7 protein-coding genes are annotated in these 17,477 nt (G+C 43.0%); 4 read left to right on the top strand and 3 right to left on the bottom strand.

Translation table 11 applies throughout. The annotated features are described in order from the left end of the window. Positions 1-54: 54 nt before the first annotated feature. From Q3C19_RS11635 to Q3C19_RS11625, 3 genes are all read right to left on the bottom strand, one after another. Positions 55-1,971: a heparinase II/III family protein gene (locus Q3C19_RS11635; RefSeq protein WP_277120568.1), complete on the bottom strand. Its 1,917-nt coding sequence runs from the start codon at positions 1,969-1,971 to the stop codon at positions 55-57. Between the two features lie 62 nt (positions 1,972-2,033). After that, positions 2,034-3,569 (bottom strand): sulfatase, encoded by a 1,536-nt coding sequence (locus Q3C19_RS11630; RefSeq protein ID WP_277120566.1) that lies wholly within the window; start codon positions 3,567-3,569, stop codon positions 2,034-2,036. Positions 3,570-3,602: 33 nt separating this feature from the next. After that, positions 3,603-7,646 carry a two-component regulator propeller domain-containing protein gene (locus tag Q3C19_RS11625; RefSeq protein ID WP_302729474.1) on the bottom strand — a complete coding sequence of 1,348 codons (4,044 nt, stop codon included), beginning with the start codon at positions 7,644-7,646 and terminating at the stop codon, positions 3,603-3,605. 240 nt (positions 7,647-7,886) lie between these two features. Between Q3C19_RS11625 and Q3C19_RS11620 the strand changes: the two genes are divergently transcribed. From Q3C19_RS11620 to Q3C19_RS11605, 4 genes are all read left to right on the top strand, one after another. Next, a complete protein-coding gene (locus Q3C19_RS11620; RefSeq protein WP_302729472.1) occupies positions 7,887-9,098 on the top strand; it encodes a glycoside hydrolase family 88 protein in 1,212 nt (403 codons plus the stop codon). Between the two features lie 26 nt (positions 9,099-9,124). Then, complete coding sequence (locus Q3C19_RS11615) at positions 9,125-12,049, top strand: chondroitinase family polysaccharide lyase (RefSeq protein ID WP_302729470.1); 2,925 nt, start codon at positions 9,125-9,127, stop codon at positions 12,047-12,049. Between the two features lie 422 nt (positions 12,050-12,471). Next, entirely contained in the window at positions 12,472-15,612 is a 3,141-nt protein-coding gene (locus tag Q3C19_RS11610; RefSeq protein ID WP_302729468.1) for a TonB-dependent receptor, read from the top strand. Positions 15,613-15,631: 19 nt separating this feature from the next. After that, a complete protein-coding gene (locus Q3C19_RS11605; protein ID WP_302729466.1) occupies positions 15,632-17,470 on the top strand; it encodes a RagB/SusD family nutrient uptake outer membrane protein in 1,839 nt (612 codons plus the stop codon). Positions 17,471-17,477 lie beyond the last annotated feature (7 nt).

Below are 17,477 nucleotides of genomic sequence, written 5' to 3'. Positions count from 1 at the left end.
CATTTCTTTTTTATGCAGTTAACTTTTAAGGCTTTCTGCAAGTAGTATGAAATGTTATTTTATAACGAATTTGTAACTACCGTTCAGTTTCTGTTGTGTGTCGGTCAGCACAATGCGGTAAATCTGTTCTCCCCATACTTTCGAAAGACGTGGGTCGGGCAATTCAATGGTTTCGAGTGTAGCCTTGAAGTTTGATGGATATTCGAGTGTAACCTTTTGCCCTTTTACTTCGATGGTCACTTTTCCTGCCTTGCTTATATCAATCTTGCCCCAGGACAGGAAGTTGACCTGATTGGCCGCTTTCGCCTCTTTCAGTGAGAATTTATCTGTAATGGTAAGTTCATTGTTACCAAGTTTGTACGAGCGAATCCAGTTCTTTACGGCTGCTTCTTCAGGGTAAGCTGTTGAGATATCGGCCGAAAAGTAGCGTTGCTTTTCACGGCATACTACGTTGGTGGCTTTATATTCCTGTCCGTAGCGTTGCGGAACTCCGTTTATGACAGGCAAGTTATGATAGTTGCTCTGCATGGTCCAGATGGAATAGCGTTCGCTGCTGAAAGTCTGGCGTGTATATGTTCCTACGCCGGCGTCTATCAGCATAGGCAATGTATTTATGTATAACGAAAAGGTTCCCACATCGTTGTGGTTATGGCTTTCGTTGTTGAAACCTCCTTTCGTGGCAAGAAACCATCCGTTGTTGTTGGTAAAGTAGCAGAATTCGGTTTCAGGATACCATGTGCAAGCCGGAATATTGTGCTCGGGGGCAGTCTGCTCAAGCTCCTTATTGAATAACGCACATTCCAATGTTCGGAAAATATCGCTACCCAATTGGATGGTAGGACGTTTCCCTTGCAGGAGATATGCTGCAAAATGTATCATCTCTTCGCTGCCGACAGCCTTTCCGTAGCGGTATATCAACGGTGCGTCGCCACCACCTTTTGCAGAGGCATCGGCAAAGTTGACAACCCATCCGTTTCCTACATACGAGCGGCTGATATACTCGCCCATGCGGCGTATCATCGGATTATTGAATAGTGATAGTTTCCCATTGGTTCCGTTTGAAAGGATTTGCAGATAATCGTACATCTTTCCGGCTGCATGTCCCCAGTATGAAGGTCCTTCCTCGCAGGCGCCGTCCGATTTTACGAAATTGATAAATTTGTCAACAGACTGCATGGTGCGCCATACGGCTTCCGTAAGTTTGTTACGGTCGTTTTCGAGCAAGAGGAAACATTGCAATACGTTGGAGTTGCACCAGGGGTTCCAGTTGTTGATGATTTCTCCCGGTTTCCAGTGGAAAGCCATCCACCATTCGCGGTCGTTCTGCATAAAAGGATCCATTATTCTTTCCTGAATGCTATGGCGTATGCGTAGAGAAATTGCCGGATCGACTTTGTCGAATGTATCATGGAAGAAGTAATGCACCCATGCCAACAGAGAACCGTAGTTTCCTGAGCCCAGATCGATGACCTGTTCACGCCAGTCGGGCAACGAGCGCTTCGTACTTTGACGTGTCAGGTGGGCTGACAGTACCCAAGAAGTCATTTCGCAACTGAAGAACACTCCATTGATAAGTTGGTCTACAAAGCGGCCTTTTCCTTCAGCCAGTTCGGCCATCATCAGTGTGCTGATGGCTTTTCTGTTAGCTTCGTATGGGTTTTGCATGATGTTTCTTTCCCCACTGCGTTCATATTCCAGATAGTCTGTAGCTCGTACTACCTGCCATCGGTAGTTCAGCATTTTTTCTCCGGCTCGGATCAATGCCTGTTTGTCTTTATCAGAAAGCATGGCGTTCCATCCTTCACGGTCGGCATAGGCAGGGTAGGGCACCCATGCGGCGTCCATGACAAGTATTTCTTTCAGCTGTTCTTTACTTACTGCGTTTTGAAGGAGGTTCCTTTCGGTGTACGCATGCGATGCTGTTGTAATAAGTAAGAGCAGAAACAGTGTGCTCCATGTACGTAATACCATGTTTTTTTTCATGATTGATGCAATTATTAGGTTAGTGAATATGTCTAAATGAGAGGTTAGAACTATTGCTGTTCGGATGGTTGTGGTTTGAATTCTACCGGATATAGTGTCTTACCGTCTTTGTTAACAGGATATAATGCATCCTCAAGCTGCAATCTTTCTATCATCAAACGACTCATTTCTTTAAGTTTCTGGGGATTGACAGGCGCCAGGTCGGTCGTTTCGTATGGATCTTCTTTCAGATTGAACAGTTTATAAGAAGGAATACCATCCTTTTCAGGGTTGTAATAATAGATAATCTTCCACTCTCCTTTGCGATAGGTTGTGAAATAACTGCCACGGTGCTGGTGTGGAAAGTGGGTCAGTACATCATCTCTCCTGCTTCTGTCTTTTTTTCCTGCCATTAGCTTCTTCATATTGCTTCCGTCCAAAGTCAGATTTTGTGGAGTGTCAACTCCTGCTATTGAAAGTACGGTAGGATATATGTCCATTACTGTGCCAAACTGTGTCTGCACATAATTTTGTGCTATTGGAAACTGTTTCTGAAACTTGTTGGACGGATCGGGTTTGGCCCAGGCTGCAATAAAGGGAACTCGGACACCTCCTTCGTATTCCGATCCTTTTTTCCCTTTTAGAGGTGCGGAAGATCCATAATCAGCAGCATCGCCAAGAGGTGCGTCGCCTCCGTTGTCTCCAAGAAATATGATAAATGTATTTTCGGCTATTCCCATCTCTTCCAGTTTGTTCATTAAGTCCCCTAAAGACTTGTCCATTCCCTCGATAAGAGTAGCGAACGCACGGGCTTTGTCATTTTTCTCTCCTTGGGGATAATGGTTAATGAAACGCTCATCGGTTTCAAAGGGGGAGTGAACCGCATAATGGGCAAGATTTAAGTAGAATGGTTTGCCTTCGTCCACAGCCTTTTTTACTTCTTTCAAAGCTTCAAGGGTAAGCGCATCGGAAAGGAAGGTATTGGTTCCGTGATACTGTTTCAGGTCGGGAACCGCTCTGGCTCTTTGTCCTTTAATCCAGCCATAGCCATTCTCTCCGTGATAACTGCCTGGGTGTCCTATTGCAGAACCGGCTATGTTTACATCAAAACCGATATGACACGGGTCAGCAGCAAAACTGTCGTTGCATCCGAAATGTGCCTTGCCTACGTGAATCGTTTTGTATCCTGCGGCTTTAAGTACTGAAGGATAGGTTACGTCAGTAGATTTTAGTCCTTTCCAGTTCCATTCGTACGGGCCGAACTGGTCTCTGTTGTTACTTTCTGCATTTATCCAGTTTGTGGTTCTGTGGCGGGCTGCATTTTGTCCGGTCATAATGGAGGTACGCGAGGGAGAACTTACACTTTGTGCATAGAAGGTAGAAAAACGTACTCCCTGATTGGCGAGACGCTCCATATTTGGAGTACGGTACCATTCATTCAAAGGTTGTGGAAGAACATTCCCTTTGGAATCTGTTATAAAAGGAACGGAAGTATCCATAACTCCCATGTCGTCAACCAGAAAGACTATTATATTGGGCTTTTCCTGTGCTTGAACAAGTGATATCGCTGATAAGGATGCGATAATGGCCGAATGAATTTTTTTCATAGATATTTGTTCTTTTGATTTATGTTTCATTTATTACTCTTTATCATTTTCTTCATCCTCTTTTGCGTCTTCGGGTGAAGAAGCGTCTGTCCCTTTCCGATAAGCGGTCGGGTTGATATGGTATTTCTCCTTGAAACATTTGCTGAAGTATTTGGGAATGTTGAAACCCGTACGGTCAGCAATCTCCGAGATGTTCAGTTCCGGATTGTTTTTCAGCATGTAGGCTGCTCGTTTCAGACGGATAGTGATAATCAGGTCGTTAGGAGTCTGCCCGGTGACGGCTTTCAATTTAGTAAACAGCTTGGTACGTGCAATGCCCATTCGGGTAGCCAGTTGGTCTACGTTGAAGTCGGCATTGTCTATCTCTTCTTCAATGATGGCCATTGCCTGGTCCAGGAATTTTTTATCGAGGGTATTGGTTGCCAGTATCTGCATGTCGGTCTGGGGTTGTTTGCTGAACTTCTCTTGCAGCATGATACGGCTGTTTACCAGATTGTTGCAACGCGACAACAGCAGGTTGATGTTGAATGGTTTGGTTACGTAGTCGTCGGCTCCCATTTTCAGCCCCTCCATATTATATTCGATAGCTGTTTTAGCTGTGAGCAGCACTACCGGAATGTGGCAGAGGTCAAAGTCTTTTTTGATGGCATGGCATAGTTCTGTTCCAGACATTTGGGGCATAACTATGTCGCTTAGTACGATATTGGGCTGCTCGGTCCGTACTTTTTCCAGCCCTTCCTTTCCGTTGGTGGCAGTGACTACCGTATAGAACGATTCGAAGATTCCTACCAGCATTTCGCGTAACGAGTCATTGTCTTCTACGATCAGGATTTTGTATTTTTCTTTCGGGTTTTCATTGTCCTGCATAGCTATCTCCTGTTTGTCCAAGTAGGCTTTGTACTGGTTGTATTCTTTCAGGTCGATACCTGTCGAGGCATCCTGACAGTTTTGCTGAGTACAAATTTGTTCGGGAGTGAAGTGTTCGTTTCCTGTTTTCAGATGAATGCAGAAAGTAGAGCCTTCTCCTTCTTTACTGAAAACTTCGATAGTACCATGATGAAGTTCGACAATACCTTTGGTCAGTGACAGCCCGATACCGCTTCCTGCTTGTGACATAGAGTTGATATGATCGGCCTGATAAAAACGGTCGAATATTCTTTCGATGTCTTTGGGAGCGATTCCTTGTCCGTTGTCAGTTACTTCGATAATGACCTCATTGCCTCTTTTCCGGACAGAGATAGAAATGCGTCCTCCATCTGGTGTGTACTTGAAGGCATTGGATATCAGATTATTCATTACCTTCTGCATCTGCTTTGCGTCATACCACATCGGTATGTCATCATGGCTCTTTTCAAACGTGAAGGTGATGTTGCGCAGTTTGGCATAGTCGGCAAAGAGCAGATAATGCTCGTATACGAAGTCTACAATGTTGTACTCGCTTACTTTGATGTTCATATAGCCTTGTTCCTGCTTGCGGAAGTCAAGTAGCTCGGTTACCAAGCCTTTCAGTTGCAGGCAGCTTTTGTAGGTACCTAACAGCTTGTTATAAATTTCGGGCGAAAGCTGGCGTGAGAGCAACATTTCCATTTGCCCGATGATGAGCGATAGAGGAGTGCGGAATTCATGCGAAATATTGGTGAAGAAACGCAGTTTAAACTGGTTCATCTGTTCGATATCGTCAGCATGTTTCTTTTCATATTTCAGCATTTCCTGCATTCTGATACGGCTTTTGTAGACTCGGTTCAGGTACCATACAGCCAAAACCAGAATGATAAAGTAAAGCACATAAGCCCAAACCGTTAGATAAAACGGAGGAAGTACCCGGATAGTCAGCCGACTGGGGGGAACCAATGTCTCGTCGGTATTTTCGGCTTTTACAATCAGAGTATACTTGCCGGGTGACAGATTGGAATAAGTAATAGTATTCTGTTTCAGGTCGTTCCAGCTTCGCGAGAATCCTTCCAAACGGTAGATGATGTTGGCTTTGTTGAAAGGCAGAAAGTCGGTAGTAGTATATTCTATACTGAAAATGTTTTGTCCGGCTCTGAGCGTAATTTCTTTGGTGAAGCTGATATCCTGTTTTAGTATTTTACTTTTGTCTCCTACTTTTACTTCTCTACCATTAACAAATAGCCGGTAGGGCAGAATATTGTACGAACGCGATTCTTGTTTCAGATCCTGTTTGTGGAATGAGATGGCTCCTTGAGTTCCACCGATGATGATTTCTCCTTCCCGGGTTTTGTAGAGGGCATTTTCGTTGAGGCAGCTTAAAGGTAGCTGATTGTAGTTTTTGAATGTTTTTTCCTTATAGTTTAGGATGGACAAACCTTTGTCGGTAGTAACCAACAGCCTGTTGCTATCGAGTTCACAAATGTTATAGACAATGTTACTGGAGAGTCCGTTATGGCTAGCATCGAGATTCTCAAAATTATCTGTTTCTGCATGATATAAGTCTAATCCGTTCTCGTTGGTACAGAACCAAAGCCGGTGCTGGCTGTCTTCATAGATTGAGTTGACACTATTACTACTAAGGCTATGCTCAATGGCGTGGCTTACTTTGTAAGTAGACAGTTTATTGGTCGCTGGATTGTAGGAACATACTCCACTATTGTTTCTGATAATCCATAAAATGCCCCGACTATCCAGTACAAGTCCTTTGCTATAGCGCGTTTTTTCGTACATTTCATCGTTTTTGAAAAAACGTTCGCATTTTTCTGTGGTTGGATCGAAGAAAATGATTCCATTATCAGTGGCAACCAGAAGTTTGCCTTGATAAGGGAGTATAGATTCAACATTATTGGAAGGCAGGTTGTGGGTGTGTTTCAGATAACGTGTACCTTTATTTGTTCTGATGTCAAGTTTGTAAAGTCCTCCCATGTGTATACCCATCCACAATACTTCCTGTTGCGGATCGTAGTAGAGGGCTTTTATGTTGTTTTTTATAGTTCCGTTTTCAGGCTTTTCAAGTGTATACCATTTGTATGTTTGTGTCTGCTTGTTGTAGAAGTTCACTCCGCCTCCTTCTGTTCCTATCCAAAGGTTACCTCGATTGTCTTCGGTAATACGGCTAACTATACTAGAACTTAACCCTTCTTCTTCAATAGGAGAGGGTTGATATTCGCGAAATACTTGTTGCTTGGGATTGAAGTAGTTCACACCTCCAAAATAGGTTCCTACCCAAATATTGCCTTGACGGTCGCAATACAAACTCCAGATAGATGAATAGGACAGACTTTTCGGAGTCTGTTGTTTCTCATAATGTCGGAACTGTTCGTTTACTGGGTTATATTTGTCCAAACCGTTAAAGGTGCCTATCCAGATATTTCCTTGCGGGTCTTCGCAAAAACGGTGAACGAAGTTGGAACTAATGCTGGCGGGATTATTGGGGTCGTGTACGAAATGGGTTATCTGTTTCCCTTGTATGCGGAATGCACCCTCACCTGAACGTGCTGCCACCCAATAACAGCCTTTACTGTCTTTGAAGATGTCACTAATGTGTCCGTTGGGTATGAGTGTTTGCAATTCTTTGGAGGGGGTAAGCAGATAAAGTCCGCGATTAGTTCCGATGAAGATGGAATCGTTGGATACAAGTAACCGACGTATGTTCCGTTGATTGTTTAACTTATATACGGGGCGAAGTTTGCTACCATTGTATTTGAATATTTCGTAAGAAGTAGCTATGTATAAGGAGTCGGTAAAGAATCCTGCAGCTACGTCTTGAGTTGTCAGATGGGTGAACTTATCTTCAGATATGTCATATTCTGAGGCTCCTCTATTTGTTAGGATATACAAGTGTCCTTTCCGGTCACCCAATATCTGATAAATGTCGTTGTACTGGATACTGTTAGGATTGTCCTTCTCTTTTTGATAGATTTTGAAGTCTTTTCCATTATATAGGCTGAGTCCATTAGCTGTTGCGAACCACATAAAATCGCGTTCGTCCTGATAGATGGATACTACAGAATTGTGTGATAGCCCATTGTCGGTTGTCAGGTGGTGAAAAGGTATGCTTTGTGAAAAGCACTGAAAAAGGTATAGAAATAAAAGATAAAAGGTCAGCAGAAATTCTTTTTTCATTGTATTTCGGTTTTATAAGAAGCAAAGATAGTTTTTTTAATTAAAGAGGAGATGTTTTTTCTAGGTAAAAATGGTCTTCTTTTATACGTTTTGCCTGTCATTTTTGTACATTCTCCGATTTTATCAGATAACGTATGCTTTTTCCCTTATCATGAATATTAGGCTACATCATATAATGTGTTTTTGGTTACATTTGTAATGTCTTTGTTGACCGTTTGAAAAATATAAAGTTATGTGTCTATGAAAAAGCCAATAAAAATAGGATTGTGTACTGGAATACTGTGCTGGATTATTCTAAGTTGTATCGCGGATAATCATCCTGTTGGATTTGTTGCAGAAAATGTGATATTTGCAACCGAACAGTATGCTATGCAACTAAATGAACTGACGGATAGAGGAGAGAATCACATTCCTCGTACGATAAAGTCTGACGGGACGATGGTGTATGCTTCAACTGCCGGATGGGATTGGACAGCAGGGTTTTATGCCGGCAGTCTGTGGTATCTTTATGGATTGACGGGTGACGAACATTGGAAAAGTCTGGCAGAGAGATACACTGCGTTATTGGAAAAAGTGCAATATAACAAGTCGACTCACGATGTAGGGTTTATCATTGGTTGCAGTTATTTGAATGGTATCCGGTTAGGAGGGGAAGAACAATATAAATCGATTATTGTCTCAGCTGCACAGTCCTTGTCGACTCGTTTTCGCCCTGCAGCAGGAGTTATCCAGTCGTGGAATGTGCATTCGGGTTGGCAAGCGAAAAGGGGGTGGAAATGTCCTGTTATCATTGACAATATGATGAATCTGGAATTGTTGTTCGAAGCTACTCGCATGTCTGGCGATTCGACATACTACCGTATAGCGGTATCTCATGCAGACAAAACGTTGCAAAATCATTTTCGCAGTGATGGAAGCTCATTTCATGTAGTCGATTACGATGGAGAGACAGGAGAAGTACGCAGCCGATGTACAGCTCAAGGATACTCTGACGAGTCGGCATGGGCTCGTGGACAGGCATGGGCCATATACGGCTATACAATGTGTTATCGTTATACACAGAATCTTGCTTATCTGAAACAAGCCGAGAAAGTGTGTGATTTCATTTTTACTCATTCCAATATGCCGAACGATTTGGTTCCTTATTGGGATTATGATGCAATAAACATCCCTCATGAACCACGTGATGTTTCTGCTGCGGCTATCACTGCTTCGGTTCTTTATGAGCTGAGCGGTTATACTCGTAAAGAGCAATATCGGAAAACGGCCGATTTGATACTGAAATCTTTATCATCTCCGGCATATCGCTCGCCTTTAGGTATGAATGGAGGATTTTTACTGATGCATTCGGTCGGCAGTATTCCGCATGGAAGTGAAGTGGATGTTCCGTTGGTTTATGCAGATTATTATTTTCTGGAAGCCTTGAAGCGGAAACGAGATATGGAAAAATAATTCGGATCATTTAAAATCAAGATACTATGATAATACGTAGATTGTGCTTATGTTTTTTGTTGTTATTCTCAGTCGCTCGTTATCTGTCGGCACAAGTGATGGGATTTGAGGATGGAATACCTGCTGGTTTCCGGTGTGACGGGAATGGCAATTTGGCGTTGACTTCTCTTTATTATAAAGAAGGAACAAAGTGCCTGGAGTGGAATTATAAACCCGGTTCGGCATTGTATATACCGTTAGAGTCTCCTTTGGAACTGACGTCAAAAGTAAAACAACGATATGGCATTACGTTGTGGATGTACAATGAAGTTCCTCAACAGGATTCTATCCGTTTCGAATTTCTTTCTTCGGATAATAAGATTGTTTATCAGTTCGGGTTCCGGCTGGCTTCCTCCGGTTGGCGTGCTTGCTGGATTGGTTTTCAGCATATGGCAGGTAGTAAAGAAGGAAAGGATATTGCAGGCTGTAGGTTAGTTGCTCCTCAGCGGAAAGGGCGTGTCTTTTTAGACCGCCTTCTCTTCCCTGAAACTGAAACCAATGACCGGACTACTCCGGATATGCAGATGCCTTACAACAATTCTTTTGATTTTAGGGATTTATGGCATTGGTGTCGTGTCTGGCAATGGGAACAATATGAATATGATATTCCTTTATCTTCTGCATTGACTTTGCAGGAGCAAACAGAGCTTAAGACGATAGAATCCAGATTGACGGAAATGCTTTGTTCTTCAAAAGGTGATATGGATAAAGCTGTTTCTGACGCATATTCTGTATTTCAGCAGGTCGCTATCCGCCCTTCGGGTTCGGGGTTTGTGGGGGCTCCGCTTGTTGCACCCGACGAGTTGAATCGGGAAAAAGGTGAGATTTCGTGGAATGACTTGGAAACCATGTTGTCTGGCTTTGCTTATGATGCGTATTATAATGCTTCTTCTCAGGCTGCTGAGTATTATTTTCTGGTTTGGAAATATGCTATTGATCAGGGCTTTGCTTTTGGAAGCGGCATGGGGACTAACCATCATTATGGATATCAGGTTCGCGATATTTATAAAACAGCATGGCTGATGCGGGAGGTTATTTGGCAGAATCGGGACAAGGACCAGATTCTTTCAGCCTTAGTGTTTTGGTCTGCTTTGCAGGAAACGCGTAAGCCTTGCCAGTACGGACGGGATGAACTGCTGGACAGCTGGCATACCTTGCTGATGCCTAAAATCGTGTCAGCTTTGATGTTTGTAGATGAAAGAGAGCGGGTACGGGCATTGAAAGGACTCTCGCGTTGGCTGTCTACATCGTTGCAATATACGCCGGGAACCATAGGCGGTATCAAGATGGATGGAACGACTTTTCATCATGGTGGTTTTTATCCGGCCTATACAACGGGAGTACTGGCGACGGTTGGACAGTTTGTTTCGCTCACCACTCATACGGACTACGAACTGACGGTTGATGCCCGGCAGGTTTTAAAATCGGCTTTTATTGCCATGCGTAATTATAGTAACAAATATGAATGGGGGATAGGCCTCAGCGGGCGTCATCCTTTTGGTTTTTCAATGGGTGAGGAAGATGTTGCGGCTTTTGCTTATCTGGCTCTTTCAGGTGATTTGTCCGGCGAAGGCCGTGAGTTCGATCATCATTTGGCTGCCGATTATCTTCGGCTTTGTGAAAAAGATACACCTGAAGCACGCTATTTCAAAGAGCAGGGCATCAGGCCGGCTAAAGCTCCCGAAGGTTTTTGGGTGTATAATTACGGTTCGGCCGGCATTTTCAGGCGTAAGGACTGGATGGTAACTTTGAAGGGATATAATACGGATGTATGGGGATCGGAAATATATAAGAACGATAACAGATACGGACGCTATCAGAGTTACGGATCGGTTCAGATTATGGGCCAACCTTCGCGGCGGTTGAGCGGATATGAGGAGAATGGCTGGGATTGGAACCGTTTACCGGGAACCACTACGATTCATTTGCCATTCGACTTGTTGGAAAACCCCTTGACGGGAACAATGATGGCACATTCCAAAGAGAATTTTTCAGGAAGTTCTTCATTGGAAGGTACGAACGGCATGTTTGCCATGAAACTGATGGAAAGGAACTATCGGAACTTTACACCCGATTTCGTAGCCCGTAAGTCAGTCTTTTGTTTTAACGACAGGTTGATATGCCTCGGAACAGGCATTCGTAACAGCAATAAGAATTATCCGACAGAAACGACACTGTTTCAAAGTGTATTCCGAAACGGTATGAGCATCCGATTAGGAGATAATGAGATGGCAGAAATCGGTATGTCATTGGAAATGATGGGAGATACCCTGAATCCAGTTTGTCTGAAGGATGCTTACGGAAATTATTACTATGTGAAACATGGAAAAGTCAGAGCACAGATAGCCAGACAGGAGTCGCGCCATGAAAAAACGAAAGAGGTAACCTATGGAGAGTTTGCTTCGGCCTGGATTGATCATGGTAAATCTCCTCAGGGTGAAAGTTATGAGTATATGATTTGGATACAGCCGAATGAGCAAGATTTGAAGAATATATCTGCGCAGAATACTTATACCGTACTTTTGTGCAATAATACGGTTCATGCTGTGCGCGATGCACAGACTGTAATTACCGCCTACGCAGCGTTCGATTCCGTCAGCTTGTCGGATGACGAGTTGCTTTTACGTTTACCGGCAGAGACGATGATAATGTATCGGCGCGTAAATGAAGGTATCCGAATCAGTGTGTGCGATCCTAACCTGAATATAAGTACTAAGACTTATACAACGAAGGAACCAAGTCGGGTTATAGTTAAACAGATTCTGTTGAAGGGTGTTTGGAATTTGAGTTGCAAGAACGAAAAACTCTCTGTGAAACATCAGGAAGGGAATACCCTGCTTACTGTCTTCTGCCAACATGGTCAGCCCGTGGAATGTGAGCTGCATTTAATCTCTGATAACTCTATAAATTAGGATTCAGAATCGGGTTAACTGAGTTTCTGCACGCATTCTTTTATTCCGTTAGTTTCTCATAGGTATGAGAAGACCATTCTCATGCTTATGAGAAAACTATTCTCATAGTTATGAGAATGTTATTCTCATACTTGTAGAACCGAAACGGACCTTAATAAGGCGAGGAAAAGATTGCAAGCCAAATCGAAATCCGAAAATCAGGTAACGTGTCTATGGGGTAAAATTGTACTTAAAAGGGTGCTTTTTGTACGTCTTTTGCGTTGTTAGGTATTTGTATGTTTTTTACCGTTTTTTAGAATATATGTAGGGCGGATTACTGAAAACAAAGGTCTACATTTGTGCAACTTTCATTAACGATAGTACTGAATTTAAAATTATTTATTAACTTAAATTTAATTGAGATGAAAAACTTCTTCACTCCAATGAAGATACCTCAAAAGCAGGTATGGCTGTTGACTGCCTCCTTACTGTTCGGGCAGACAGCTTTTTCTTCAGAGAATCTTGTGCCGGAAGGAACAGCAGTTGCTATCACGCAACAGAATCGCAAAACGGTGACAGGTACAGTGACGGATAATTTTGGTCCGGTAATTGGAGCCAGTGTGTTGGTGAAAGGCACCACGAATGGTGTTATTACGGATGTAGATGGTCACTTTACGTTAGAAGTCCCTGTTGGAGCTACTCTTGTGATTTCTTATGTGGGCTACGAAGACAAAACCATTGTTTACAAAGGTGAGCCTAAACTGAACATCAAACTGAATGAAGGTATCCAGGAACTCCAGGAAGTGCAGATCATTGCTTATGGTGCCCAAAAGAAAGTTACGGTTACTGGTGCTATGGCATCTGTTAATTCTAAAGAACTGTTGAAAACTCCTGTTTCCAGTCTTTCCAATGCCTTGACCGGTAAAATGCCTGGTCTTTCATCGATTCAGAGCACTGGTCAGCCGGGAGCTGATGATCCTACTATCTTTATACGTGGTGTAGGTTCTCTTTCTACCGATTTGTCTGCTCCGTTGGTATTGGTGGATGGTGTGGAACGTTCTTTTAACCAGATCGACCCCAATGAAGTAGAAGATATCACTATCTTGAAAGATGCATCGTCTACTGCAGTGTTTGGTGTACGTGGTGCGAATGGTGTAGTATTGGTGACTACAAAACGCGGAACAGAAGGTAAGCCGAGAATGAATTTTTCTACTTCCTTTGCAGTTCAGATGCCTACCCGTTTGCCTGAATTTGCAAACAGTTACGAGTATGCGACAACGTATGTCAATGCACAACGCCGTGACGGAGTAGCAGAAGATCAATTGGCATTTACAGATGAAGCCATTGAGGCTTATCGCACTCATAGCAATCCGTTGGCTTACCCCGATACTGATTGGACAGACTTGCTGATTAAAAAGGCTGCCTTGCAGAGTCAACACAACTTCTCTATTTCCGGTGGTTCGGAGAGAGTGCGTTATTTTGCATCTATCGGTGTATTTACTCAGGATGGTCTTTTCAAATCGTTCGAAGACGAGTATGACGGCAATTTCAAATATACCCGTTATAACTATCGTATGAATTTGGATTTTGATTTGACCAAAACTACTTTGATGCGTATTAACTTGGGTGGCCGAGTGAACAATAAAAATCAACCTAATTATGATGGTAGTGATATCGGTTATCTGTTCCGTGATATTTATTGGGCACCGCCTATGTCGGGTGCTGGTGTAGTAGACGGAAAATGGTTATGGATTGACTCTAAAACTCATAACTTGCCGGGTACTGTACGCGATGCTTTGTTTCCTTATTATGGTAAAGGATATAACACGCGTAATGGCAATACACTGAACTTTGACTTCCAGTTGGAACAGAAATTGGATTTCCTGACCAAAGGACTGAAAGCACATGTAAAAGCTTCCTATAATAATACAATGACTTTAACTAAGGTATTTAGTTGTTCGTATCCGCATTATGAAGTGGTTGCCAATGAAGACGGAACCAATAATTTCCGCCGAGTGGGAGATAAATCTAATTTGAGCTATTCGGAAAGTCCGGGTAAGGCAAGAGACTGGTACTTGGAGTTCGCTCTGAATTATAAGCGTGATTTCGATAAGCATCATGTGTCTGCACTGGCTATGTATAATCAAAGCATGACTTACTATGTAAGCGGACCTTCACAGTTTGCCTCTATTCCCCGAAGCTATATTGGTTTTGTAGGACGTGTTGCCTATGACTGGAACAACCGTTATATGGCAGATGTGAATATCGGTTATAATGGTTCGGAGAATTTTGCTCCAGGAAACCGTTTTGGCTTGTTCCCCGCTTTCTCTCTGGGTTGGATTCTGACAGAAGAGAATTTCATGAAACCTTTGAAACCGGTTCTTGACTATCTTAAGATACGTGCTTCTTACGGTATCGTAGGAAATGACCGTACCAGCGATAATTCCCGTTTCCTTTATTTGCCGGATTCATATACAACCGGGCAGGGAAGTTTCTATTTTGGTAATACTTCCCAGATCTTGTTGCAAGGAGCTAAAGAGTCCAAGCTCGGTAATCCTTATGTAACATGGGAAACAGCTGCCAAGCAGAACTACGGTTTGGATGCTTACTTTGTTGGCAGCAAGTTGAAACTGAATTTTGATTACTTTATCGAACACCGTAAAGACATTCTGATTACCCGTCAGGTATTACCTACTTATTTGGCAGTAACATTACCTACGGCCAATTTGGGTAAGGTAGATAACAAAGGTTTCGAAGTTGCTTTGAGCTGGAGAGATCAAATTAATGATTTTGGCTATAATATAGGTTTCAATATTTCTTATGCAAAGAATAAGGTGGTCTTTAAGGATGAAGTGAATTATCCTTATGAATATATGCGTCAGACAGGTCGTCCGGTAGGGCAGAACTTTGGATATAAATACGACGGTTTCTTCTCGGAAGAAGATGTAGCCAATTACGAGAACTTGAAAGGCAAGGAAGGTGGAATACCAGATCATGGTTCCGGTTACACTCCGTTGCCCGGTGATGTGAAATATAAAGATCTGAATGGTGATGGCAAAATTGACCAAAATGATAAAGCAGCCATCGGATATCCTATTTATCCGTTATTGACTGGAGGTCTTAATCTGGGCTTCTCTTATAAAGGATTTGATTTTAGTATGACATGGGCTGGAGCAACAAAGACTTCACGTTTATTGACAGATGTGTTTCGTGAACCGTTTGGTTCAACCAATTCACGCTCCTTGTTGAAATATCAGGTAACGGATGCCTGGACTCCGGAAAAAGGAAACTCGGCTAAGGCACCTGCTATCACGTTTGTAAATAAGACCAATAATTATTTGGATTCAGACTTGTGGTTGCGTGATGCTTCTTATATCCGTCTGAAAAACGTGGAAATTGGATATAACTTCTCAGAGAAAGTTCTGAAGAAATTACATGTAGGTAACTTACGTGTTTATGCTACAGGTTATAACTTGTTGACTTTTGATAAACTTAAGATCGTAGATCCGGAATCGGATGCAAATGGTAACATCATGTATCCGCTGGTAATGGTAGTGAATCTGGGTTTGAAAGTTGGTTTCTAAATACTAAAAACGAATAATCATGAAAAGGATAAAAAAACATATTCATCTATTGGTGTTGTCTTTATTGGTGTCCTTATCTTCATGTGAAGATTTTGCTTTAGGCGAAAAGTTCCTTCAGAAGGCGCCAGGTGGAGACATCACGGTTGATACCATTTTCTCTACTGCAGAATATGCAAAACAGGTATTATGGTATAGTTATTATACGATGCCTTACGGATTCCCGACCGGGTGGAATACAACGACAGCCATGTGGGTTGGTGTACTTGAAAATTTGACAGACCTTGGCCAGTCTTGTATTGGTTATGGTGGTCCGGAAGAACTTTATTATAGCGGTGTGTACAATGCGGCATCCGAGGATAAGACTGGTGCAGCGAAAGGTGCGACTAAATATAAGTTTCAGGGCCGCTATTCCTGGCAGGGCATTCGCAATGCGTGGATTCTGATAAAGAATGTAGATCGGGTTCCTGACATGTCGGAAAGTGAGAAACTGCGTCTGAAGGCTGAAGCCAAGATTATTATAGCTTTGCAGTATTCGGAAATGTTGCGTCATTTTGGTGCTTTGCCTATTGTCGATCATGCCATCGATGTCGAAGAAACCAATTTGCCGGCTCGTGCCACCCTACAGGAAACAGTTGATTTTATTGTAAAATTGTTGGATGAGTCTATTGCTTGTAAGGAATTACCTTGGGCACTGACCGGTGATGACTTGAGCAACTGGAGTGGCCGTCTGACGCGTGCATCGGCTATGGGTTTGAAACTTCGCACGTTGTTGTTTGTTGCCAGTCCGTTATTTAATTCCGATTCTCCTTATTATCAGGGAGAAGCTTCTACGCAACTGATGACTTGGTTTGGCGGATATGACCAGAAACGCTGGGAAGCAGCCGCTGCAGCCGGTAAGGAGTTTTTTGATGCAATGGCTAGTGAAGGATTCTATCGTTTAGTCGATAAGAATACATCGGGTACGTACCGTCAGGCATTCCAGGATGCTTACTATACACGTGGTACTACCGAATCTCTGGTTTCGGTCCGCAGACATTATAAGACTAGCAATCTTTCTTTTTTATTACAGTCCATGCGTTGGGGTGGCTGGTGCCCGACCAAGGAAAGTTTTGATATGTTCCCTATGGCCGATGGTACTGATTTTGATTGGGATAACCCGGAACACCGTAAGAATCCTTTCATAAATCGTGATCCTCGTTTGAGTGAGACTATTTTGCTGGATGGTGATGACTTCCAGGGTACAAAAGCTGAAGTTTTCCAGAAGAAAGGCGATGATCCCAATAATTATCCTGCCGGCAAACATTGGAACAGTAGTGCTGCTTCTTTGGATACCAAGTCTTTGGCTACTGGTATAGCTGGTCGTAAATTTGCTCTTGACCGTAAGAATGAGTATAAGGGACGTATTATTCAATGGCCATATTTGCGTCTGGCAGAGGTTTACTTGTCGTACGCCGAAGCTTTGAACGAATGTGGACGTACAAGTGAGGCTTATCAGTATGTCAATGCAGTACGAGCTCGTGTCGGACTGCCGGGACTGGTCCTGAAAGGTGAGCAAGACGAAAAGACAGAATTTCGTGAGGCTGTGCTTCGTGAACGCGCTTGTGAGTTTGCTTGGGAAGAAGTACGTTTCTTCGATCTGATTCGCTGGAAACGTGAAGCAGACTTTACAAAGCATCTACATGGTATCAATGTCTATCGTAATAAGAATACTTTAGAATACGATTTCTCTTTCCCGCAATTGGCAGAACGAGCTTGGCAGAAACCCGGTGGTTTCTCTCCTAAATGGTATTTGAGTGCTTTCCCTAGCAACGAGGTGAACAAGGGGTATGGCCTTGTGCAGAACCCTGGATGGGAATAACAAAAGA

This window comes from Bacteroides sp. ET489, from assembly GCF_030518095.1.
Taxonomy (GTDB): Bacteria; Bacteroidota; Bacteroidia; order Bacteroidales; family Bacteroidaceae; genus Bacteroides; species Bacteroides ndongoniae.
This window is presented reverse-complemented; position numbering and strand designations above follow the sequence as displayed.

Coding starts and splice junctions, on each gene's coding strand:
- Q3C19_RS11610 (WP_302729468.1), top strand. CDS start 12,472: ATGAAGATACCTCAAAAGCAGGTATGGCTGTTGACTGCCTCCTTACTG.
- Q3C19_RS11625 (WP_302729474.1), bottom strand. CDS start 7,646: ATGAAAAAAGAATTTCTGCTGACCTTTTATCTTTTATTTCTATACCTT.
- Q3C19_RS11630 (WP_277120566.1), bottom strand. CDS start 3,569: ATGAAAAAAATTCATTCGGCCATTATCGCATCCTTATCAGCGATATCA.
- Q3C19_RS11615 (WP_302729470.1), top strand. CDS start 9,125: ATGATAATACGTAGATTGTGCTTATGTTTTTTGTTGTTATTCTCAGTC.
- Q3C19_RS11635 (WP_277120568.1), bottom strand. CDS start 1,971: ATGGTATTACGTACATGGAGCACACTGTTTCTGCTCTTACTTATTACA.
- Q3C19_RS11605 (WP_302729466.1), top strand. CDS start 15,632: ATGAAAAGGATAAAAAAACATATTCATCTATTGGTGTTGTCTTTATTG.
- Q3C19_RS11620 (WP_302729472.1), top strand. CDS start 7,887: ATGAAAAAGCCAATAAAAATAGGATTGTGTACTGGAATACTGTGCTGG.